This window comes from Streptomyces cyaneus (assembly GCF_004028635.1).
Classification (GTDB): Bacteria; Actinomycetota; Actinomycetes; order Streptomycetales; family Streptomycetaceae; genus Streptomyces; species Streptomyces cyaneus.
Genome location: NZ_RQJW01000003.1, coordinates 802687 through 824986 on the forward strand (window position 1 = coordinate 802687; position 22300 = coordinate 824986).

General features: G+C 71.8%; 19 protein-coding genes. 10 read left to right on the forward strand and 9 right to left on the reverse strand.

Going from position 1 to position 22300, the window contains the following annotated elements; all coding sequences use genetic code 11:
* Positions 1 to 13: 13 nt before the first annotated feature.
* The 4 genes from EHO50_RS12520 to lnt form a co-directional block, all read right to left on the reverse strand.
* Positions 14 to 1957, reverse strand: coding sequence for a helix-turn-helix domain-containing protein (locus EHO50_RS12520; protein ID WP_128429959.1), 1944 nt, complete (start codon positions 1955 to 1957; stop codon positions 14 to 16).
* Between the two features lie 75 nt (positions 1958 to 2032).
* Positions 2033 to 2842, reverse strand: a complete 810-nt coding sequence (locus tag EHO50_RS12525) for a 3-hydroxybutyrate dehydrogenase (RefSeq protein ID WP_128429960.1) — start codon at positions 2840 to 2842, stop codon at positions 2033 to 2035.
* A 54-nt stretch (positions 2843 to 2896) separates the two neighbouring features.
* Positions 2897 to 3376 carry an NUDIX hydrolase gene (locus EHO50_RS12530; RefSeq protein ID WP_128429961.1) on the reverse strand — a complete coding sequence of 160 codons (480 nt, stop codon included), beginning with the start codon at positions 3374 to 3376 and terminating at the stop codon, positions 2897 to 2899.
* 67 nt (positions 3377 to 3443) lie between these two features.
* Positions 3444 to 5054 (reverse strand): apolipoprotein N-acyltransferase, encoded by a 1611-nt coding sequence (gene lnt, locus EHO50_RS12535; protein WP_128429962.1) that lies wholly within the window; start codon positions 5052 to 5054, stop codon positions 3444 to 3446.
* Positions 5055 to 5433: 379 nt separating this feature from the next.
* Here lnt and EHO50_RS12540 point away from each other — a divergent pair, with 379 nt between their 5' ends.
* Positions 5434 to 6501 carry an O-antigen ligase family protein gene (locus EHO50_RS12540; RefSeq protein WP_128429963.1) on the forward strand — a complete coding sequence of 356 codons (1068 nt, stop codon included), beginning with the start codon at positions 5434 to 5436 and terminating at the stop codon, positions 6499 to 6501.
* A gap of 102 nt (positions 6502 to 6603) precedes the next feature.
* On the opposite strand, the gene EHO50_RS12545 is transcribed toward EHO50_RS12540, so the two are convergent.
* The gene (locus tag EHO50_RS12545) at positions 6604 to 7146 is read right to left on the reverse strand and encodes a hypothetical protein (protein ID WP_128429964.1); all 543 of its coding nucleotides are present in this window, start codon (positions 7144 to 7146) and stop codon (positions 6604 to 6606) included.
* A 107-nt stretch (positions 7147 to 7253) separates the two neighbouring features.
* Positions 7254 to 8039 carry a glutamate racemase gene (locus tag EHO50_RS12550; RefSeq protein WP_128429965.1) on the reverse strand — a complete coding sequence of 262 codons (786 nt, stop codon included), beginning with the start codon at positions 8037 to 8039 and terminating at the stop codon, positions 7254 to 7256.
* Positions 8040 to 8096: 57 nt separating this feature from the next.
* Here EHO50_RS12550 and EHO50_RS12555 point away from each other — a divergent pair, with 57 nt between their 5' ends.
* A complete protein-coding gene (locus tag EHO50_RS12555; RefSeq protein ID WP_246101125.1) occupies positions 8097 to 9272 on the forward strand; it encodes a glycosyltransferase in 1176 nt (391 codons plus the stop codon).
* 15 nt (positions 9273 to 9287) lie between these two features.
* On the opposite strand, the gene EHO50_RS12560 is transcribed toward EHO50_RS12555, so the two are convergent.
* Positions 9288 to 10571 carry a TerD family protein gene (locus EHO50_RS12560; RefSeq protein ID WP_128429967.1) on the reverse strand — a complete coding sequence of 428 codons (1284 nt, stop codon included), beginning with the start codon at positions 10569 to 10571 and terminating at the stop codon, positions 9288 to 9290.
* A gap of 297 nt (positions 10572 to 10868) precedes the next feature.
* Here EHO50_RS12560 and EHO50_RS12565 point away from each other — a divergent pair, with 297 nt between their 5' ends.
* The 4 genes from EHO50_RS12565 (at position 10869) to EHO50_RS12580 (ending at position 15510) form a co-directional block, all read left to right on the forward strand.
* On the forward strand, positions 10869 to 11303 hold the full coding sequence (locus tag EHO50_RS12565) for a DUF6643 family protein (protein WP_128429968.1): 435 nt from the start codon (positions 10869 to 10871) through the stop codon (positions 11301 to 11303).
* A gap of 42 nt (positions 11304 to 11345) precedes the next feature.
* Positions 11346 to 12173 carry an MOSC domain-containing protein gene (locus tag EHO50_RS12570; protein ID WP_128429969.1) on the forward strand — a complete coding sequence of 276 codons (828 nt, stop codon included), beginning with the start codon at positions 11346 to 11348 and terminating at the stop codon, positions 12171 to 12173.
* 180 nt (positions 12174 to 12353) lie between these two features.
* The gene (locus EHO50_RS12575) at positions 12354 to 12959 is read left to right on the forward strand and encodes an Rv1733c family protein (protein ID WP_128429970.1); all 606 of its coding nucleotides are present in this window, start codon (positions 12354 to 12356) and stop codon (positions 12957 to 12959) included.
* A gap of 109 nt (positions 12960 to 13068) precedes the next feature.
* Positions 13069 to 15510: a right-handed parallel beta-helix repeat-containing protein gene (locus EHO50_RS12580; RefSeq protein ID WP_164904825.1), complete on the forward strand. Its 2442-nt coding sequence runs from the start codon at positions 13069 to 13071 to the stop codon at positions 15508 to 15510.
* 121 nt (positions 15511 to 15631) lie between these two features.
* Here the strand turns inward: EHO50_RS12580 and EHO50_RS12585 are convergent, their stop codons facing one another.
* Entirely contained in the window at positions 15632 to 17986 is a 2355-nt protein-coding gene (locus EHO50_RS12585; RefSeq protein WP_181449608.1) for a hypothetical protein, read from the reverse strand.
* A gap of 291 nt (positions 17987 to 18277) precedes the next feature.
* Between EHO50_RS12585 and EHO50_RS12590 the strand changes: the two genes are divergently transcribed.
* A complete protein-coding gene (locus tag EHO50_RS12590; RefSeq protein ID WP_128429971.1) occupies positions 18278 to 19105 on the forward strand; it encodes a DeoR/GlpR family DNA-binding transcription regulator in 828 nt (275 codons plus the stop codon).
* Positions 19106 to 19195: 90 nt separating this feature from the next.
* Positions 19196 to 19675 carry an SRPBCC family protein gene (locus EHO50_RS12595; protein ID WP_128429972.1) on the forward strand — a complete coding sequence of 160 codons (480 nt, stop codon included), beginning with the start codon at positions 19196 to 19198 and terminating at the stop codon, positions 19673 to 19675.
* A 28-nt stretch (positions 19676 to 19703) separates the two neighbouring features.
* Here the strand turns inward: EHO50_RS12595 and cds1 are convergent, their stop codons facing one another.
* Entirely contained in the window at positions 19704 to 20828 is a 1125-nt protein-coding gene (gene cds1 / locus EHO50_RS12600; protein ID WP_128429973.1) for an L-cysteine desulfhydrase Cds1, read from the reverse strand.
* 342 nt (positions 20829 to 21170) lie between these two features.
* On the opposite strand from cds1, the gene EHO50_RS12605 reads away from it, so the two are divergent.
* Positions 21171 to 21494 carry a hypothetical protein gene (locus EHO50_RS12605; RefSeq protein ID WP_128429974.1) on the forward strand — a complete coding sequence of 108 codons (324 nt, stop codon included), beginning with the start codon at positions 21171 to 21173 and terminating at the stop codon, positions 21492 to 21494.
* Between the two features lie 184 nt (positions 21495 to 21678).
* Entirely contained in the window at positions 21679 to 22221 is a 543-nt protein-coding gene (locus EHO50_RS12610) for an ATP-binding protein (protein ID WP_128429975.1), read from the forward strand.
* Positions 22222 to 22300: the final 79 nt, after the last annotated feature.

Below are 22300 nucleotides of genomic sequence, written 5' to 3' on the forward strand. Positions count from 1 at the left end.
GTGCGTGCGGGGGTCAGTGCTGTCCCGGCGACGACAACCGGTGCAGCCGCAGGGCCAGTTGGATCTCCAGCGCGCGGGCCGGGCTCTGCCAGTCGTCGCCGAGGAGGCGGCCGACACGCTCCAGGCGCTGGGCGACCGTGTTCACATGGACGTGCAGTTCGTCCTTGGTACGCGCCGGGCTCATCCCGCAGGCAAAGTACGCGTCGAGGGTGCGCAGCAGGTCGGTGCCGCGCCGTTCGTCGTACGCGACGACCCGGCCGATCGTACGGTCGACGAAGCCCGCGATGTCCCGGTCCCCGGCCAGCAGCAGCCCCAGGAACCCGAAGTCCTCGGCGGCGGCACCGTCTCCGGAGCGCCCGAGCAGCCGCAGGGCTTCGAGGCAACGCCGGCCCTCCTCATAGGCGGCGGCGACGGCGTCCGGGTGGGCGGCCAACTCCCCCACCGGGGCGGAGGCGCCGACAGTGACCGCCTCATGGACGGCCGTGCCGAGCTGTCGGGCGGTGCGGCGGGCCAGGGCGCTGGCGGTGTCCCCCGCTTCGAGGGGCAGGAGCAGCACCGTGCCGCCGTCGCGGGCGGCGGCCAGGCCGTGCCGGGTCGCGGCGAGGTGGGACGCGGCGGACCACAGGCGTCTGCGGGCGGCCGCCTCCTGGTCGGCGTCGGCGGCAACGACGTCGAGGCGGGCGGCGAGCACGACATGCCCGGCGTCGAGGTCGGCGTCCAACCGCGCCGCGCGCTCGCGCAGCAGACGCGGGTCGCGGTCGCGGGCGTCGAGCAGGTCGTCCAACAGCTCGCCCCGGACGCGCTGTTCGGCCTCGGCGGCGGAGCGCCGGGCGAGGAGCAGCAGGGAGGTGACCATCGCGGCCCGCTCCAGAGTGCGTTGGTCGACGGGGTCGAGGCCGGGGTGGCCGTGCAGCACGAGTGCGCCGAGCAGTTCGCCGCCTGCGGTCACCGCGGCGATCCAGTCGGCGTCGTGCCGTACCGCGTGGCCTTCGGCGCGGGATGTCTCCAGCGCTCTGGCAGGTGCGGCGGCGGCCTCTGCGAACTCGACCGTGCCGTCGAGGACTTCGGAGACCGCGGCGGCCACGTCGTGCACCCCGCCGCCGCGCAGCACGAGTTCGGCGAGCCGGTCGTGGACGTCCGAGGCCCGTTCGATGACTCCGCTGCGGTCCCGGATGATCTCGTTGGCCAGCTCCAGGTCGGCGAGGGCCGAGCGGGTCTCGGTGAGCAGGTTCGCGGTGTCGATGGCGGCCGCGGCGAGGGCGGCGAAGGAGCCGAGCAGCGCGATCTGCTCCCGCTCGAAGACCCGGGCGCGCCGGTCCGCCGCGAAGAGGACGCCGATCACGTGGTGCCCCAGCATCAGGGGCACCCCGAGGATGGCCACCAGCCCCTCGTCGCGCACGCCGGCGTCGATGGTGAGGGTGTGCTGGAAGCGGTCGTCCTTGAAGTAGTCGTCGGTGACATAGGGGCGGGCGGTCTGCGCGACGAGTCCGCCGAGGCCCTCGCCCATGCCGAGCCGCAGCTGCTGGAACCGGGCGGCGACCGAGCCTTCGGTCACCCTCATATAGGTGTCGCCCCTGGCCGGGTCGTTCAGGCTGAGATAGGCGACGTCCGTGCCGAGCAGCGACCGGGCGCGCTGCACGATCGCCTGCAGTACCGCGTCCAGGTCCCGGAGACCGGCCAGGTCATGGGCGGTCTCGAAGAGAGCCGACAGCTCGGCCTCCCGCCTGCGCCGCCCCTCCAGCTCGGAGCGCACGCGCAGCGCGAGCAGCTTGGCCTGTTCGAGGGCGACGATCCGCTCCGTCGGTCTGCCCTCGGCACGGGCGAGCAGCACCGGCTGCTCGTAGGCATCGGCGGACGCACCCCTGGCCAGCAGCTCGAGAAACGGCGTCTCGGCGCTGCTCAGGGGCGCTCCGGCAGCGGCGGAACGCGAGGCGGACTTCACGTGATCGCGGGACATGCCCACAGGATTGCTCATCGCACCGCCGCCCCGTCAGCCCTGTGGATAACTCGGAATTCCGTCCGCGCGCCCCGCTCAGTGCGCGGTCCAGCCACCATCGAGCACCAGCGACGTGCCGGTCACGAAGGACGCCTGCGAGCTGCACAGGTACGCCACGGCCTCCGCGACCTCCTCCGGTTCGATGAGCCGCTTGACCGCGCTGTCCTGCAGCAGCACCTCGGACAGCACCCGCTCCTCGGGGATACCGTGCGCCCGGGCCTGGTCGGCGATCTGCTTCTCGACCAGTGGGGTGCGCACATAGGCAGGGTTCACACAGTTCGAGGTGACTCCATGGGGTGCGCCCTCCAGGGCGGCAGTCTTGGAGAGTCCCTCCAGACCATGTTTGGCGGCCACATAGGCAGACTTGAAGGCCGAGGCGCGCAGCCCATGGACCGAGGACACATTGACGATCCGGCCCCAGCCCTGCCCATACATATGGGGCAGGGCACCACGGATGAGCCGGAACGGCGCCTCCAGCATCACGGTGAGCACGGTGTGGAAGACATCGGCCGGAAACTCCTCGATGGGGCGCACCAGTTGCAGCCCGGCGTTGTTGACGAGGATGTCGGTGCCTGCGGCGGCGAGTTCGGCGGCGTCCAGATCGGTGAGGTCGAGGACGTGCGGTTCGACGGCGCCGGCGAGGCCCCGTGCCCGCTCGGCAAGCGCTTCCAAGCCCGCGGCGTCCCGGTCGACCGCTCTCACCTTGGCCCCTGCGGCCGCCAGCCGCAGCGCACAGGCACGGCCGATACCACCGGCCGCACCGGTGACGAGAGCGGTGCGGCCACCGAGGTCGAGCGGGGAGGCCAGGGACGAGCCGTGAGCCGGGTGGGTGTTGGGCGGGGTCATGGCTCGACCCTAGGCAGCACCCTCGCCAGCCCACATATGGTCACGACCCATACTTCAGTGCGAACTCATAGGTTCGAACCACGTGGGTTCATTGGACAGTGCCTGCTTGATCCGGAACAGCTGACGTTCGTCCATCACGGGCAGCGCGTCCACCTCGAACCAGCCGACCTGCAGCGATTCGTCGTCGTTCACCCGTGCCTCGCCGCCGACGGCCCGGCAGCGGAAGGTGATGTCCATGAACTGGCAGGTGTCGCCGTTGGGATAGGTGACCTCGTTCCCGGCTCGGACGAGGACCACCCGCTCGGCGACGCATCGGACGCCCGTCTCCTCGTACACCTCCCGCACGGCGGCGACCGCGGGCTGCTCGCCCGGCTCCGGGATGCCGTTGATCACCGTCCACTTGCCGTTGTCCGCGCGCTGCCCCAGCAGGATCCGCCCCTCGTCGTCGAAGACGACGGCGCTGACCCCGGGAAGCCACAGCAGTTGATGACCGGCCGAGGCCCGGATCGTACGAATGAAGTCAGGAGTAGCCATGGCCCGACCCTAGCGGGCCATGGGCGGCGCCCCCGGCGAGTTCCGGGGGCGTGCGAGGGGCGTACGGCTACACGTCGCGGGTACGTCGCGCGCGCGTCCCGGCGCCGATCGCCCAGCCGAGGCCGCCCGCGGCGACGAGCACCAGGGCGATCTCCGGCAGGATGCCGAGCCGGGTGGCGGGCGTCTCGCTGGAGCGCAGCGGAACCTTCTGGACCAGCGAGTCGGCCACGAACATGCCCGTCTTCTGCGTGATCGTCCCGTCCGGCATGATGATCGCGCTGACGCCGCTGGTCACCGGGACGGTGACGGTTCGGCTGTGCTCGACGGCGCGGACGCGGGACATGGCGAGCTGCTGGTAGGTCATCTCGCTGCGGTCGAAGGTCGCGTTGTTGCTCGGCACGGAGATCATCTGCGCGCCGTCGGTGACCTCGGAGCGCACGGTCCAGTCGAAGGCAGCTTCGTAGCAGGTGACGAGGCCGACCTTGGCGCCGTCCATGGTGAACACACCCGGCTCGCTGCCCCGGCTGAAGTCCTGGCGGACCATCGACGTCCAGTTCTCGTTGATCGCGCCGACGAGCGAGCGCAACGGCAGGTACTCGCCGAACGGCTGGATCTGCCGCTTGTCGTAGGTGTCGACGGGGCCCTTGACCGGGTCCCACAGAATCTGCTCGTTGAGCAGCTTGCCGTCCCGTTCGACGACGCCGCCGACGGAGATGGGCACGCCGATCGTCTTGGCGGCCGTGTCGATGACGGCGCGCGCGTCGGCGTTGGCGAAGGGGTCGATGTCGGAGGAGTTCTCCGGCCACAGCACGAAGTCGGGCTGTGGGACCTTGCCCGCCTTGACCTCCGCGGCCAGACGCTCCGTCTCGCGCGCGTGGTAGTCCAGTACGGCTCGTCGCTGGGAGTTGAAGTCCAGTCCGGCGCGCGGCACATTGCCCTGGATGACCGCCACGGTCGCGGTGCCCTTCTCGGCCTTGTCGCTGACCAGCGGTCGTGCGGCCACGGCGCCCACCACCGGTACGGCCACGCTCAGCAGAGCGACCGCCGCAGCGGATCGCTGAACGGCCCGCGTGCGGCGCGCCTCGACTGCCAGGCGTACCACCTCGTACAGACCGAAGCCGCAGAGAACGACCGCAAAGCCGAGCACCGGGGTGCCGCCCACCGCGGCGAGCGGCAGGAAGACGCCGTCGGCCTGGCCGAACGCGATCTTGCCCCAGGGGAAGCCGTTGAACGGCGCACGCGCGCGTGCCGCTTCTCCGGCGATCCACAGCGCCGCCGCCCACACCGGCCAGCCCGGCAGCTTCGACACCGCGGCCACTCCCGCACCCACCAGCGCGACGAAGACCGCCTCGATCGCGACGAGCGCGAGCCAGGGGCCGGGGCCGACCTCCACACCGGTCCACACCAGCAGCGGCAGCAGGAAGCCGAGGCCGAAGAGATAGCCGAGGCCCAGGCCCGCCTTCCAACCACGGCCGCGCAGCACCCAGCCGAAGACGGCGAAGGCCGGCAGGGACAGCCACCACAAGGTGCGCGGCGGGAAGCTGACGTAGAGCAGCACTCCGGAGAGCGCCGCGGCGAGGGCCGGAACCAGGCGCACGAGGCGTGCCGCGCGCGAGGCGGGCGCGATCTGCGGCTGCAGCTGGTCCGACTCGCCCACGGAAGTTGCGGTGACGGTCACTCCGGGAGTGTACGGCGGTTGACCTCGGCACCGACAGCGCGGTCCGGTAGGGGCAGGGGCTCCCACGTGGGCGCATGCGCCCTTCGGGTCCACGGCAAGGTCCCCTGCGATCCCGGTCCCGCGCGGAAGGCGCCACCGCGACGTCATCGGCCGACACTCCTCCGCGCGCGGACCCCGACGCCGCCCCCGCAGCACTCGGCCGACTCCCTGACCCTGAGGTGACGCATCGTTCCTGCACGACACGTCCACAAATCGGCCATCAGCCGTTACGGTATGCCGGAGCCTCAGTCGTACCGGCAGGTCAGGTCAGGTCCGGACGGTGGGGCCCGTCACAGGTCGGGGGACCGGGGTTTCGGGGGGCGGGGTGGATGTCACGGGGATGACGTCTGCGGCAGGTCCGGTTGAGGACGGCGACAGACGAAACGTTTCTGATGCGGCGGGCGTGGTCGTGCTGGGGGCATGCGCCGCCTGGTCGCTGATCTCTGCTGCCGTGCACGACGGCCGCCCCGAGGGTGTGCTGCTCGCGATCCTCGCCGTGGCCGCCGGTTATGCCGCGGGGCGGATCGGCGGGGCGCTGCTGCCGGTCGCCGCGCCCTGCGCCGGAGCGGTGGCCGGAGTGGGTCTGACGCTGGCCGTACCGCACCTCGCCCCCGGGCCGCAGATCATCACCCCGCTGGGCCACGCCGGGGCCACGGCCGCCGTACTGACCCTCTCCGCCGGCGCCGCGTGCTGCGCCGCCTGGGCCGCCTCGGCACCGGCGCTGCGACTGGGCCTGCGCGCGCTGGCCGCTGGCATCGCGGTGACGGCCGGTGCCCTCGGTTCGACCTCGGGCTTCGTCACCTGTACTGCTGTCGTGCTGTGCTCGCTCGCCGCCGGCCACCTCCGCCATCGCGGCGTGGGCATCGCGGGACTGGCCCTGACCGCCGCCTCCGTCACCGGCCTGACCTGGGCGGTCGCCGGGAACGCGGTGCCCGGTGGTCTCACCGACTGGCTCGCGGGTCAGCTGACGCGGCACCGGATCCAGCTGTGGCACGACGCCCTGCACCTGGCCGGCCAGGACCCCGCCCTGGGCGTGGGCCCCGGACGCTTCGGGGAGCTCAGCACGACGGCCACCGGGACGCTGCTGTCCGACGGCAAACCGCACTCGGCGCCCCTGCAACAGGCGGCGGAACAGGGATTGATCGGCGTCATCCTGCTGGCGGCGGCCTTCTGCTGGATGCTGTTCGCGCTGTGGCGCACCCCGCGCGCCACTCCCGTCGCCCTCACCGCGGGCGCGGCCCTGACGGCGCTGGCGGCCATCGCCGCGGTCGGCAACGCGCTCAGCTTCACCGCGGTGTCGGTGGGCGCCGGCCTGCTGGCGGGGCTGGCCACGGCACGTCCGATCGTCCATGGGTCGCAGGAGCGCGACATCGACGTACGCGCGCGTGGCGATCGGCTGACCCCATGACCCGGCGTGCGGCGATGGGGGCGGCCCACACATATGGCTCCGACAGCCCCCGCCACGCACGGCTGAGAAGGCCTCCCACGCGGGGACGGCCAGGCCTTGGTCTCAGTGCGCCGTGCCGGGCGTCCGTGTCGGCAGCCGGTCCCTGATGACCCTTACGGCCACCTCCGCGTCGTCCACGGTGATCGTGAACGTGTGGCCGTCCCACAGCCGAAGCACCAAGCCCTCGCCACGGCGTACGACGACCGCGGTGCCCTTCTCGGGCCGCCACCGGTAGCCCCAGCCGCCCCAGTGACGCGGAGTGACGTGGGCGACGAAGTCGGCGCCCGCGACCTCGGACAGCGGAATGCGGCGGCGTGGCACACCGATGTGGCCGCAGCGCACCTCGAGGCACTCCTGGTCGACCCTCAGAGCGACATGCACGAACGCCAGAGTGCCGAAGAGGACCAGCAGCCCGGCCGCGATGCAGCCGACGACGGCCATGACGAGCGGGGCGACGCCGTCCGTCCACGGCGAGTCGATGGCCAACTCGATCCCGAGCGCCATACAAGCGGCACCGACGAGCGCCAGCAGCCACTGGACCCGGTTGGTCGCCCGCCCGGTCCAGACATCGGGGTGCCGCTGCGCTCCGTGGGGGTGGTCCCTCATGGTTATGAGGTTACTCAGGTTTCGCTGCGCTGGTACCGCGCTGCGCAGGGTGACTGCGCCGACCGGTGCTTCTGACGGACCGATGCCATCCGTTTTGTGACCGTCGGTTACCGCGCGGGGCTGATCTCCTGCAGAAGACGCCCTTCCTCGTAGGCGAGGGCGGGCACGGGCAGCGTGCCCTCGCGGCCGCTCAGCAGCACAGTCAGGGTGCCGTTCGCCTGGGCCGCGGGGGCCGGCTGCTCGCCGAGCCGGCGCAGCGCCTGGGCGGCGACGGCGCCGGCGGAGCCGTGCAGGACGAGCGGCGGGAAGCCGGGGCGCTGGACGGCGGCGCGGATGCGCTCGGCGACGAGCTCGTAGTGCGTGCAGCCCAGGACGACGGTCGTCACGTCCTTGGGTGTCAGGGAGGCGGCCGCGGCGACGGCGGCCTCGATCGCCGTCTCGTCCGCGTGCTCGACCGCCTCGGCCAGCCCGAAGCACGGCACCTCGGTGACGGCCACGCCGTCGGCGAAGTCCTCGATAAGGCCCCGCTGGTAGGGGCTGCCGGTGGTGGCGGGCGTGGCCCAGATCGCGACGGGGCCGCCGCCGGCCGCGGCCGGCTTGATGGCCGGGACCGTGCCGATGACGGGTATGCCGGGTTCGAGGCGGGCCCGCAGGGTCGGCAGGGCGTGCACGGTCGCGGTGTTGCAGCCGATGATCAGGGCGTCGGGCCGGTGCGCGGCGGCGGCGTCCGCGACGGCCACGGCGCGCTGCGTGAGGTCCTCGGTGGTCCGTGGGCCCCAGGGCATGCCGTCGGGGTCGAGGGAGAGCACGAGATGTGCGTCGGGTCGCAACCGTCGCACCGCGGCGGTGGCCGCGAGCAAGCCGATTCCGGAGTCCATCAGCGCGATCTTCACCCGGCCACGATAGACGATGGGCCCTTACCGGCCCCTGCGGTGGGGCAGACTGCGCGCGTGAGCGCCATCGCGTGGACTGCCGCCGGATCACTCGCCGCCTGGCTGTGGCTGCTGCTCTGCCAGGGCTTCTTCTGGCGTACGGACGTCAGACTTCCGCGGCGTACGGAACCCGACGCGTGGCCGTCGGTCTGCGTCGTCGTACCGGCGCGCGACGAGGCCGCCGTACTGGCCGACAGCCTGCCGTCGCTGCTCGCCCAGGACTACCCGGGGCGCGCCGAGATCTTCCTGATCGACGACGGCAGTTCGGACGGCACCGGAGAACTGGCGCGCGAGCTCGCTCGGCGGCACGGCGGGCTGCCGCTGACCGTGGCCTCCCCCGGTGAGCCGCCCGCGGGCTGGACCGGCAAGCTGTGGGCGGTGCGGCACGGCATCGACCTGGCACGCGCGCGTGATCCCGAGTACCTGCTGCTGACGGATGCCGACATCGCGCATGCGCCCGACAGCCTGCAGGAGCAGGTCGCGGCGGCGCGCACGGGGGGATTCGACGTCGTCTCCCAGATGGCCCGGTTGCGGGTGGAGAGCCTGTGGGAGCGGCTGGTCGTACCGGCGTTCGTGTACTTCTTCGCGCAGCTGTACCCGTTCCGCCGGATCGGTAAGAAGGGGACGCGGACGGCGGCCGCGGCGGGCGGCTGCGTACTGCTGCGCGCCGAGGCCGCCGAGCGGGCGCGGATTCCGGACGCCATCCGGCACGCCGTCATCGACGACGTGGCGCTCGCGCGTGCCGTCAAGGGCGGCGGTGGCCACATCTGGCTGGGGCTGGCCGAGCGGGTGGACAGCGTGCGGCCGTATCCGCGGCTGAGCGACCTGTGGCGGATGGTGTCGCGCAGCGCGTACGCGCAGTTGCGGCACAACCCGCTGGTGCTGGCCGGGACGGTTGTCGGGCTCGCGCTCGTCTATCTCGTGCCGCCGCTGGCCGTCGTCGCAGGCCTGGCCTGCGGGCATCCGGCGTCGGCGGTCATCGGCGGTATCGCGTGGCTGGTGATGACAGGGACGTACGCGCCGATGCTCCGCTACTACCGCCAGCCCCTGTGGCTCGCTCCCCTGCTCCCGTTCACCGCGTTCCTCTATCTCCTCATGACGGTCGATTCCGCGGTGCAGCACTACCGGGGGCGCGGCGCGGCCTGGAAGGGCCGCACCTACACGCGCCCGGACACGGTGCCCGACGAGGGCTGACTGGATGAGGGCTGACTACTTGCGACCGGGCGTCCAGTTCATGCCCCACCCGTAGGCATAGTCGACGGTGCGCTGCGGGCTCACGCCGCGCTCGGGCACCAGGTAGCGGGCCTCGCGCTGGACGACCAGGTCGCTGCCGGTGTTGGTGATCAGGGCGAGCGCGCACACCGTCGAGGGGATCGTGCACTCGTCGAGCGAGAAGTCGACCGGGGCGCCGTGCTGCGGCGTGAGGGTGACCGTGGCGTGCAGGTCGGCGAAGGAACGGGCTCCTTCGTAGATGGTCACGAAGATCAGGATGCGCCGGAAGTCCCGCTGGTGGTCGAGGTTGATGGTGAGGTTCTCGCCACTGGACACGGCACCGGTGCGGTCGTCGCCGTCGAGGTGCATGTACGGGGGCTGGTGCAGGGCGCCGAAGGCGTTGCCGAGGGACTGGATGACTCCCTTGCTGCCGTCGGTGAGCTCGTACAGGGCGCACAGGTCGAGGTCGAGGTCGTTGTGCATGGCGACCGGGCGGCCCAGCTTGCTCGCCCAGCCCGAGAACTGCTTGCGCACCTGCCAGTTGAGGTTCACGCGCATGGCGCCCGAGGTGCCGCCCTGCTTGTTCAGCGAGACGGAGGGGGAGGCCTTGGTGAGCGTCACCTTGCTCAGGCTGACCGGCGGCGCCTGAGGAACGGGCGGAGGGACCGGCGGCATGGCGGGCGGCGCCATGGTCACTGGAGGCGCGACAGGCGGGGGCGTGACCGGCGGGGCCACGGGGGCCGGAGCGGGGGCTGTCTGCTGGGGTTCGTCGACCGTGATGCCGTAATCGGTGGCGAGGCCCTCGAGGCCGCTGCTGTAGCCCTGGCCGACGGCCCGGAATTTCCAGGCGCCCTGGCGACGGTAGAACTCACCGAGTACGAAAGCGGTTTCCACGGTGGCGCCCGCACTGTCGAAACGCGCGACGACGGTGCCCTGGGCGGCGTCCTTGACCTCGATGTATAGGTCCGGAACCTGGCCGAACGCACCGCCGTCCGCGGAGGCGGCGAGGATGACGGTCTCGATGGCGGGCTCCACGCGCGCGAGGTCGACGAGGAGGCTGTCGGTCACTTGGCCGCCGGCGTCCCGCTTGCCCTCGTGCCGCACGGCGTCGGATGAGTGCACCGGCTGGTTGTAGAAGACGAAGTCCCCGTCGGAGCGCACTTTTCCACCGACCAGCAACAGCGCCGAGGCGTCCACGTCGGGCACGCCCGGTCCGGAGCGCCAGCCCAATTCGACCCTCAGTGCGGCCGTCGGCACTGGAACATTCGATCCTTTCGGCATTGACATGTCCGCCCCCATCACGGGTCACCGCGCCAGGCACGTCCCGGCAGCTCACTGGGTTCTTTACAGGGCCAACCTATTCCCCGCGACAACGAACTCCCATGGGGGCCACAGGAACACCGGGGGCCAACCCCTGGTAACCCGCCCGGAACTCGGCATTTACACGATCCGGGCGCGGATTGGCGTCCCTTTTTGCCAAGTTCGCTCGCATTGGGGATCCGGCGTCACCGCGGACACATAAAACAACCCTCTTATCGGTCTCCCCAACCAGCACATCGTGGGCTTAACGTATGCGCCATGACCTCCCCCCGCTCCACCTATGGCGGCGGCTACTACTCCGCCTCCTTCCCGGACACCCCGATCTACGACTCACTCGTGGCCGAGCGGGGCACCCCGCAGATCGCCCCGATCCGGGTCCCTGCCGCGTACGACACGCCGGGCAGCAATCTGCCCGCGCTGCCGTCCGCGCTGCCCGCCCTCCCGGCGGCCCCGTCTCAGCCCTCCTACGGTTATCCGCAGGTTCAGCAGCCCGCTCCGCTGCAGCAGGCGCCCGCGGCGTACATCCCGCAGCAGGCGGCCGCGCCGCGTGGCTATCCGGGTCCGCAGGCTCAGCAGCCTCGGCCGGTGGCGCCCGGCGGCATGGGCTACGAGGCGATGCGCCCCGCGGCTCCCCGCCCCGCCCCGGCTCCTTACCAGGACCCGTACAACAACCAGCAGTACCGCGGCTACTGACCCGTTCCCCGGGCTGTCGGCGCCACCTGGCACGATGGCCGTATGGGGCACGCACAGCTGCAGTCGATTCACGTTCATCCGGTCAAGGCGTTCCGGGGCACAGCGCCCCGGGAGGCCGTCGTGGAGCCCTGGGGGCTGGCCGGAGATCGACGCTGGGTGCTGATCGACGACGGGGGAAAGGTCGTTACCCAGCGCCAGCAACCGCGCCTCGCGCTGGCCGCCGCCGAGCTGCTGCCCGGCGGCGGTGTCCGGTTGTCCGCGCCCGGCACGGACCCACTGACCGTGCCGGTGCCGCGGGCGGTCGGCACGGTGCCGGTGGAGATCTTCCGCGACAAGGTCGAGGCGGTCCTCGCCGAGGACGATGCCGCCCATGCCTGGTGCAGCGCTCATCTCGGCGCCGATGTGCGCCTCGCGTTCATGGACGACCCCGGCACGCGCCGGCCCGTCGATCCGGAGTACGCCCTGCCGGGCGAGACGGTCAGCTTCGCCGACGGCTACCCGCTGCTGCTCACCACCACAGCGTCCCTCGACGCTCTCAACTCCCTCATCGCGCAGGGTGATCACGCGCAGGAGGGTCCGCTGCCCATGAACCGCTTCCGGCCTAACGTGGTCGTGTCGGGCACCGCTGCGTGGGCCGAGGACGACTGGTCGCGCATCGCCATCGGCGAGGTGACCTTCCGTGTTCCCAAGCAATGCGGGCGGTGCGTGGTGACCACCACCGACCAGGCCACCGCCGAGCGCGGCAGGGAGCCCCTGCACACCCTCGGCCGGCACCGCCGCCTGGGCGGCAAGCTGGTCTTCGGCCAGAACCTGGTGCCCCTTTCCCGCGGCACGATCCGGGTCGGCGATCCGGTCACGATCCTCGACTGAGAAGGATCTCGTGGAGCGGCAATGCGCGGGAACCGGGGCCGGGTGCCCGCGCGTTGGGCTTTTCGTGAGAAGTTCATGAGAGGTCCCGGAGGCAGGTGATTTCGCTCTCTCTTCGGCGGGGGCCGCGCGTGAACGGCTCGGTGAGGGGTTATCACGGAGCGGGAAGGGGGTGTGCGGACGATGCGGGCGATCAGCGGACTCTGGCGCTGGCGACACAATCCGCTGCGCCGTGCGACCGACCTGGCCGAGGCCTGGGTCGCCCTCGCGGCGTTACTGCTGATCGTGGTCGTCACGCCCTTTGCCGGCTCCCTGGTCGGCGGCCTCGCCCAAGGTGCCCTGCAGAAGTCCGTCCGCGAGCAGCGCGCCTCCCGGCACCTGGTGACGGCGACCGTGGTCCGCAAGGTGGAAGGCTCCCCGCTGGACGCGGACCCCGAAGCCGCCACCGGGCGGAACATGCGTAGCAGGGTCGTGGCCGACTGGACCGCGCCGGACGGCAGCGTGCACCAGGGTTCGGTCATGGCGAACCTCGAGACCCCACAGCCCGGCGACCGCTTCACGATATGGACGGACCAGCAGGGCCACACGGTCGCCCGCCCGTTGGACCCCGCGACGGCGGCGACGCACGCCGTGCTCGCCGGATTCGGCGCGGCCCTGCTCGCCGCAGGCCTTGTCGAGGCCGGCAGACGGCTGGTCGTCTGGCGCATGGTCCGTCACCGGTACGCGCGTTGGGACCAGGCGTGGGACAAGGCGGGTCCGGACTGGGGCCGGACCGGCACCGGCAGCTGACGGCCTTCCGGCTCTGGTCAACCCACCGCCCGCGCGCACGCTACGGTGGACCGGCCGAACTCTTCGGCAGCAAAACCCGCGTACTTCGAGGTGGGGGCACATCAACGCCATGGCACAGGGCACGGTCCAGGTGACGCACACCGGCACATCGCGGTGGCGGCGCCGCACGGGTGAGTACGCATCGCTCGCGGCCGCCCTGGAAGCCGCGGCCGACGGTGACGTCCTCACCGTCGCGCCCGGCACCTACCGGGAGAACCTCGTCGTCCAGCGGGCGGTGACCCTGCGCGGCCCCGAGGGCTCTCCGGGCTCCGTACGCATCGCGCCGCTCGACGGTGTGCCGCTGACGGTACGCGCCTCTGCAGTGGTCCAGGACCTGCATGTGGAGGGCCAAGACGCGGCGGCGCCCGCGCTGCTCGTCGAGGAGGGCGCCCCGGAGCTGTCGGACGTCCGGGTCGTCACGCGGTCCGCGGCCGGGATCGAGGTGCGTGGCGGCGCGCGCCCGACCGTGCGCCGCTGCACCGTCGACAATCCCGCGGGCATCGGCATCGCCGTACTCGACGGCGGGGGCGGGGTGTTCGAGGAGTGCGAGGTCGTCGCGGCAGGCCAGGCGGGCATCGCCGTGCGCGGCGGGGCGCACCCCCGTCTGGAGCGCTGCCGGGTCCACCACGCCTCGGGCTCGGGGCTGACGGCTACGGGGGAGAACTCCGCGCTGGAAGCGGTGGGTTGCGAGGTCTACGAGGTCAGGGGCTCCGGCGTCCAGGTCACCGGCCGGGCCACCGCCCACCTCACCGACTGCGATGTGCACCGCACCACCGCCGACGGCATCACGCTCGACACGGACGCCGTGCTGACGCTGGCCGACTGCCGTATCCACGACATCCCGGAGAACGCGGTCGACCTGCGCTCCCGCTCCGTGCTCACCCTGACCCGCACGACGGTGCGTCAGTTCGGGCGCAACGGCCTGTCGGTGTGGGATCCGGGCACGCGCGTGGACGCCAATCAGTGCGAGATCTTCGACAGCACGGGCGACTATCCGGCGGTGTGGGTCAGCGACGGCGCCACCGCGGTACTGGAATCCTGCCGGGTGCACGACGTGCCGGACGCCCTGTTCGTCCTCGACCGCGGCTCCCGCGCGGACGTGGTCGACAGCGACCTGTCCCAGGTGCGCAACACCGCCGTGTCGGTGAGCGACGGCGCCACCGCCCAGCTCGACGACTGCCGTATCCGGGACGCGGCGACGGGCGCCTGGTTCCGGGACCACGGCAGCGGCGGCACTCTCAACAACTGCACCCTGGACGGCACCCAGACCGGCGTGATCGTCACCAAGGGCGCCGACCCCACCATCGAGCGCTGCACCGTCGACTCCCCCGCGGAGGCAGGGTTCTACGTCTCTGCGGGCGGCCGCGGCACCTTCCTGAACTGCCGGGTGAGGGGCAGCGCCGGCTACGGCTTCCATGTGATCGACGGCTGCCGTACGACGCTGAAGAAGTGCCGCACGGAGCGGTGCGCGCGCGGCGGTTACGAGTTCGCGGACGGTGGCCCGGACGCGGCTTCCGGGGTGGGCCCCGACGTGGAGGACTGCACCAGCGACGAGAGCGCGGGCCTCAGGCAGCCGCCCCCGGCGCCGGAGCCCGCCGTACAGACGGTGCGCCAGTCCCCCGGGCTCCTCGGCGCCATCCCCGGCCAGCGCAGCACCGAGCAGGAGCCGTTGATCGCCGCCTCGGAGCCCGAGCAGCCGGCGCGGACGTCCAAGGCCGTCCTCGGTGAACTGGACGCGCTGGTGGGCCTGGAGAGCGTCAAGCGCGAGGTCCGCGCCCTCACCGACATGATCGAGGTGGGCCGGCGCCGCCAGCAGGCGGGTCTGAAGGCCGCGTCGGTCAAGCGGCACCTGGTCTTCACCGGCTCCCCCGGCACCGGCAAGACGACGGTCGCCCGCCTCTACGGCGAGATCCTCGCCTCCCTCGGTGTCCTGGAAAAGGGCCACCTGGTCGAGGTGTCCCGCGTCGACCTGGTCGGCGAGCACATCGGCTCCACGGCGATCCGCACGCAGGAGGCCTTCGACAAGGCGCGTGGCGGTGTGCTGTTCATCGACGAGGCGTACGCGCTGTCGCCGGAGGACTCGGGCCGGGACTTCGGCAAGGAGGCCATCGACACGCTGGTGAAGCTGATGGAGGACCACCGGGACGCGGTCGTGGTGATCGTGGCCGGCTACACGGCCGAGATGGAGCGCTTCCTCTCGGTCAACCCGGGTGTGGCGTCCCGCTTCTCACGGACCATCACCTTCAGTGACTACGGCCCCGACGAGCTGCTGCGGATCGTGGAGCAGCAGGCCGAGGAGCACGAGTACCGCCTCGGCCCGGGCCTCGCCGAGGCCCTGTTGAAGTACTTCACGGCGATCCCCAAGGGCCCGGCGTTCGGCAACGGCCGTACGGCACGCCAGACCTTCGAGGCGATGGTGGAGCGACACGCGAGCCGGGTCGCCCAGCTCGACGAGCCGAGCACGGACGACCTGACCCTGCTGTACGCGGAGGATCTGCCGGAACTGCCCTGAGTACGGGCCAGCCACGTTCGCGCGACACAGCCCTCAGCACCGAACGCGCCCGACGACGGCCCTTGAGCCCGCACCTCCTGTAGGAAGAGCTCACCTTCTGGTGCCCTCATTTTCAGTGGGATCAGCCCTCGGGTACGGTCTCCGGCCTCTGCGCCGGCACCTCCGGACGCAGCCGTGCCAGCAGTCGCTCCCGTTCTTCCGCGAACGCCAGGTCCGCCTGGTAGTCGCTGTGGCCGAGGATCGGAGCCGGCAAGGGGTGTTCGGGTGTACGGCCGTACGCCAGGGGGTCCTTGAGGGCCTCGCGGTCCACCGCGGGGCCGCAGTCGCCGGGCAGGCGGACCGGGCCGCCGATGGGGTCGGTGAGCCGGTACAGGTTGCGCCAGCAGTCGACCTCGGCGTGCAGGGAGCTGAGCGCGGCCGGGCCGAAGTGGGCCGGGAACCAACGGCCGTAGAGGCGTTCCAGCGGGGAGCCGTAGGTCAGGAGCGCGACCCGCTTGCGGTCGGCCGGTGTCAGCTGCCAGGCCGCCGCGGCCGCGAGCACGCTGCCCTGGGAGTGCCCTGAGATGACGAGGCGGCGGCCGTCCTCGGCGCGCGTCCAGGTCGCCATCCGCCAGGTCAGGTCGGGTACCGCGCGCTCGGCGTAGCAGGGCGGTGCGAAGGGGTGCGCGGCGCGCGGCCAGAAGGTGCCGACGTCCCACAGGATGCCGATCGTGCGCCGCGCGGAGGCGTCCTTGTAGGCGCGCCTGCCCCAGGTGACGAAGAGTATGAAGCCGACGCCGATCAGCCAGGAGCCCAGCGCCTGCGCCGTCTCGGCGGCGCCGTGGACGAAGGCGTACGTCTCGTCGGCGGCCGCATTCGGTGTCTCGTCGGTCGTCAGGGCGCCGACCAGCGCTCCGGCGCCGAGGAGCAGGGTGGCGGCAGCGGTGACGGCGACGAAGAGGGGGGCGCGGTCGGTGAGCGTGGCCATCGCGCGCGTGCTCGCGATACGGCGGGTGCGTGCCGTGTCCTGGGGCTCCCCCGCATAGTCGAGCTCCACCGTGCCCAGCTCGGTGCGGCGCAGCTGCCAGGCCCGCCGTGCCAGCCCGCCGCAGAGCAGCAGCAGGAGGATCAGCAGCGGCGGGATGACGGACGCCTGCCAGGTCAGCAGGACGGGCGGGCCGGCCATGGACGTGCCCGTTCCGTCCAGCCAGTCGGCCACCCGCTGGGCGACCCCGCCCGACATCACGCCGCCGAGGGCACTGGCCAGCATCACCACGGCCGGTCCGCCGAGTCCGCGCATCGCGGCGCGCGGGTCGGGACTAGTGCGGTGCAAGACGTGGGCCACGACGGCGAGGACGATGACGAGCAGGCCCTGGAGGAAGGCGATGGCGCCGAAGGTGGGGTCGCCCGGCAGCCGGCCCGCCGACTGCCAGCCCGGCCGCTCCCACCCGGCGTACACCAGGGCGAGCGCCAGCAGGACGAGAGAGGCCAGCGGCAGGCGTCGTACGAGATGCTCGTCGAGTTCCTGGTCGAGGCGGTTCTCGCTGCGGCCCCGGCGGCAGACCACCCACACCACGACGGCCGCCCCGGCGACGATCGCCGCTTCGAGCAGCCATCCCAGTGTGTCGAGGAGGGCGGGTCCGCCGGGCCTGCGGTCGAAGCGCGCCGCCGCCGAGCCCACCGCCGCGGCGACCGTCAGCAGGCCGGCGGCGGTGTGCGCGGCGCGCAGCCGGGCGACCAGGCGACGGCCGTACCAGAAGCCGGGGCGGCCCAGGGAGGTGCGGCCGGACTCCTCGTCGGGCTCGGGCTCGCGGGACATCGGCTGCTGGGACTCGTACGCGCTCCAGGTGCGGCGGGAGAGGTACCACAGCAGGCCGGTCAGCGCGGCCGGCACCACGGCGGCGAGGGCGAGCCTGCGGCCCGGGCGGCTCCACCAGCTGCCGTCCGAGACGACGGGCGACAGGAAGCCCAGCCAGCTGTGCCGCTCGGCGCACGCGCGCGTGCCCGCGCACTGCCAGGCCGTGAGGTCCAGGGCGACCTCGCACGCGGCCGCGACCAGCAGCACCGTCAGCGTCAGTCCCGCGAGCCGCACGAGGAGGCCGTAGAAGCGCACCGTACGGTCGCGGTCCCGCGCGGTGGGGCGCATCCAGTGGGCGAGGTTGACGACCATGAACGGCAGTAACAGCAGCCACAGGGCGCGGGCACTGTTTCCTGAGGTGAGGTTGCACCAGACGTAGGCTTCGGGGACCGGTTTGCCCCGGTATTCGTCCGGTCTGTGTTCGGCGTCGACATCCTCGGTGCGGCGGAAGACGGCGGCCGTGTCGTCGCCGGTGATCCGCACCGTTCGCGGATCGTCGAGCATGTCCTGCGGTGTGGTGCCGCCGACACCGTGGACCAGGAGTTCCAAGGCGATCCGGGCGCCCCCTGGCCCCTCGACGGGACCGTCCGTCGCCGGGTCCGCCCCGTTTCTCGCAGCACGTTCTTGAGCATGTTCCACTGTTCGCACTTCCCCCGTGACGAGCCGTCGGCTTCTGTCTGTGCGGGCACAAGGATCTCCCCGGAGGGTGTCTCTTACACCTCTCGTCACGGAATCTCCCCGATCCGTGTGAAGAACGGTGGAGCGCACGATGCGAAAGTGACATGCGCGCGTCGTGACAGCCAGTGGCGCGACCGGTACCGACCCATGCGAGTATGGGACGTCCCGCGCACCGGGAGGGGCGAGAATGTCCTCATCAGAGCAGGTGCGCAGGGCATGTCGAACGGCACAGGCGAAAGGACCGGAGCGTACGTGAGCGAGAATCAGAACCTCCTCGCGGAGCAGCGGCGCGCCCTGATCCTGGACGAGGTACGGCGCCGAGGCGGGGTGCGCGTCAACGAGCTGACGCGAAAGCTCGGCGTTTCGGACATGACGGTGCGGCGCGATCTCGACGCGCTGGCCCGGCAGGGCGTGCTGGAGAAGGTGCACGGCGGTGCGGTCCCGGTGGTCGAGGCGAGCACGCACGAGCCGGGCTTCGAGGCCAAGTCGGGTCTGGAGCTGACGGCCAAGGAGGACATCGCGCGGGCGGCGGCCGAGCTGGTCGCGCCGGGCTCCGCGATCGCGCTGTCGGGCGGTACGACGACGTACGCGCTGGCCCACCAGCTGGTCGACGTGCCCGACCTCACGGTGGTCACGAACTCGGTGCGGGTGGCCGACGTCTTCCACGCCGCGCAGCGCACGTCGGGCCCCCGGCAGGGCGCGGCCACGGTCGTGCTGACCGGCGGGGTGCGCACGCCGTCCGACTCGCTGGTGGGGCCGGTGGCCGACCAGGCGATCGCGGCGCTCCACTTCGACGTGCTGTTCCTCGGTGTGCACGGGATATCGGTCGAGGCCGGCCTGTCCACGCCGAACCTCGCGGAGGCCGAGACCAACCGTCGTCTGGTGCAGTCGGCGCGCCGGGTCGTGGTGGTCGCCGACCACACCAAGTGGGGCGTGGTGGGGCTGAGTTCGTTCGCGGCGCTGGAGCAGGTCGACACGCTGGTCACGGACGCCGGTCTCGAGACCGAGGCGCGCTCGGAGATCGCGGAGCATCTGCGGCTGGTGGTCGCGGGCGAGCCCGACGAGGGTGCGGACCTCTGAGGTCGGCGGCATCTCGCCGTGCAGACATCTGACGGGGCGCCAGCTATGGTGACGCTGCCCGGTGCAGCGTCGGCATAGGGGGTTTCGTCCATGGCTCACCTGCTGCGAGAGGTGGGGCTCGACTTCGTCGAGTCCGCACCCGTACGGCACGTCTTCGCACGGGAGATCACCGCTGCCCCGGAGACGGTCCACCACGCGCTGGCCGAGGACGTGCCGGGCTGGACGGAGTGGTTCTCGGCGGTGACGCTGGCCCGGCCGCTCGACGACGGAGCCCGGCGCGAGATCCGGCTCAGGGGCGGTACGCGTTTCGAGGAGACGATCCTCGTGGCGAAGAGCCCCGAGGTGTACGCCTACCGCATCGACGTCACCAACGCGCCGGGGGCGCGGGCCATGGTCGAGGAGTGGCGGCTCGCCCCCGCGGGGACGGGCACGCGCGTGCAATGGACCTTCGCGGTGGACGGCACGGCACCCTTCCGGTTCACCCTCGGCCTCGCGCGGCCCGGCCTCGGCAGGGCGTTCCGGGACGCGGTGACCGCGCTGGACCGACGGCTGGCGTCCGCGGCGCCCTAGGCTTCGCCGCTCGCCTGGTCTGCGTCGGTCACTCGGGCCAGACGCCCGTGGCCAGCAGCTGCTCGATGGCCGCCGCGTACGGTGCGATGTCCAGGCCCTGCTCGGCCAGCCACGCGTCCGAGTAGTACTTGTCGAGGTACCGGTCCCCCGGGTCGCACAGCAGCGTCACCACGCTCCCCCGCCGTCCCTCGGCCACCATCTCGGCGACGATCTTCAGCGCGCTCCACAGGCCGGTGCCCGTCGAGCCGCCCGCCTTGCGTCCGATGCCCTGCTCCAGCGCCCGTACGGCGGCCACACTCGCCGCGTCCGGCACCTTCATCATCCGGTCGATGGCGCCGGGCACGAAGCTCGGCTCCATACGCGGTCGGCCGATGCCCTCGATGCGGGAGCCGCGGCCGCAGGTGACGTCCGAATCGCCGGTGGTCCAGCCCTCGAAGAAGCACGAATTCTCCGGATCGGCGACACAGATGCGGGTGTCGTGCTGCATGTAGTGGACATACCGCGCGATGGTCGCGGAGGTGCCGCCGGTGCCGGCCGTGGCGACGATCCACGCGGGCTCCGGGAACCGCTCCAACTCCAGCTGGCGGAAGATGGATTCGGCGATGTTGTTGTTGCCGCGCCAGTCCGTGGCCCGTTCGGCGTAGGTGAACTGGTCCATGTAGTGGCCGCCGGTCTCCACCGCGAGGCGGGCGGACTCCTCGTACATCTTGCGCGAGTCGTCCACGAAGTGGCACCGGCCGCCGTGGAACTCGATCAGGCGGCACTTCTCGGCGCTCGTCGTGCGCGGCATGACCGCGATGAAGGGCACGCCGATCAGCTTCGCGAAGTACGCCTCGGAGACGGCCGTAGAACCGCTGGACGCCTCGATCACGGGGCGACCCGGCCGGATCCAGCCATTGCACAGGCCGTAGAGGAAGAGCGAACGGGCCAGGCGGTGCTTGAGGCTGCCGGTCGGGTGGGTCGACTCGTCCTTCAGGTACAGGTCGATGCCCCAGTGCTCCGGCAGCGGGAAGCGCAGCAAGTGTGTGTCGGCCGATCGGTTGGCGTCGGCCTGGACCTTGCGCACGGCTTCTTTCAGCCAGACGCGGTAGGCGGCGTCGCTGTGGTCGACGTCGAGGGTCACGCCGGACGGGGTCTGCTGGATGGTGCTCACGGCGCTGCTCCTCGTGCTGTTCGGCCACGGCGGATCGCGTGGCCGTCGCTTCGAGCATAAACATCTTCCGCACGCTTCTCACCTGCATAAACACATCTTTGAGAGGCTCAAAGGCACCCCTGGGCCATCGGTCTCACGGGGCCCGTGGGGGCGCATTCGCGCGAGTGCTCCGAGTGCCCCCGGTCAGGCGTGACGTGCGTACTGGTGCTCGGCGCGGGACGAGGGCAGACTGCACCGGAAGGGACGGCGATCCCGAACGGGGGGCACACTGGATCACGACCAGGGCCGGCCACACCCACCCAGGACGAGCCGGCACACCGACGCGCACTAAGGGGGCGGGGCATGGCGGAGGCGGAGTTCAGGGCCACGGGCGTGCGGATCGGGAAGCGGCTGCGCTCGCTGACCCGGGCCGGGCAGGTGCGGATCAGCGACGGCAGGGTGCAACTGCTCACCAGCTACGGCAGCGAGATCGACAGCGCACCCGTGCAAGCGGTACGGGCGTCCAAGCCCTGGTTCTCGCCGGACGACCGGGCGTTGGCGGACCTCAACGGCAAGCGCTACTCACTGACCCTGGGCGATCACGACCCCGCGCCGGGAGAGCCTGGTCCCCCCGCGGCGCGCCGGTTCATAGAGGCCGTACGGAAGGCTGCGGGACGTAAGGGCTGAGTCACCGCGAGTTGCGTTACCGCAACCCCTGCGTCACTCTGGTCTCACGTCACTCTGGGTTTACCGGCGATAACGCTGCGAACCAGCCCGCCGGTCATGACAGCAGGCGGCCGTTTCCATCAAGCACCCTGCTGGATCCGTACTCCGTGTTCTTCCGGACCTCTTCAGTCGGGGAGTCGCAGCCGTGATCAGTTACCCAAGCAGGCACTGCACGGTGGAGCTCCAAGCCCTGCCGTCGCGGATCGGCCAGGTCCGCAGAATCGTATCGGCGCAGTTGCGCTACTGGCATCTGGATCCCTTGATAGACCGCGCCGCGCTCGGTGTGACCGAGCTGTTGACCAACGTCCACCAGCACGCCCAGCCGGACAAGACGTGCACCGTCGAGATCGAGCTGCTGCTGGACCGGCTGACGGTCTCGGTGCGCGACCATGACCCGCGACTGCCGGTCGTGGCGGACGTCGAGGGCGTCGACACGCTCGCCACCTGCGGGCGCGGACTCGCGATGGTGGCGGCGGTCAGCGAGAGCTGGGGCGTGCGGCCGGACGGGGACGCCGGGAAGGTCGTGTGGTTCACCCTTCCGACGCCCTCGGCCACTCGGGCCGCGGTCGCGCGTCCGCCCCGGCGGACGACCGTGGAGAAGGCCGCGCGCCGGTTCGTGGAGGTCGGTTCGCGGGTCGACCTGCACAGGCCCGAACCCGCACCCGCCCGGACGGCCGTCGTCGGCTGAGGCACCTCTGGTGGTTCGGTCGCCTGCGGGGCGCCTCAGCCGGTGTCGTCGGCCCAGTGAGGTTGGTGGGCCCTTGCCG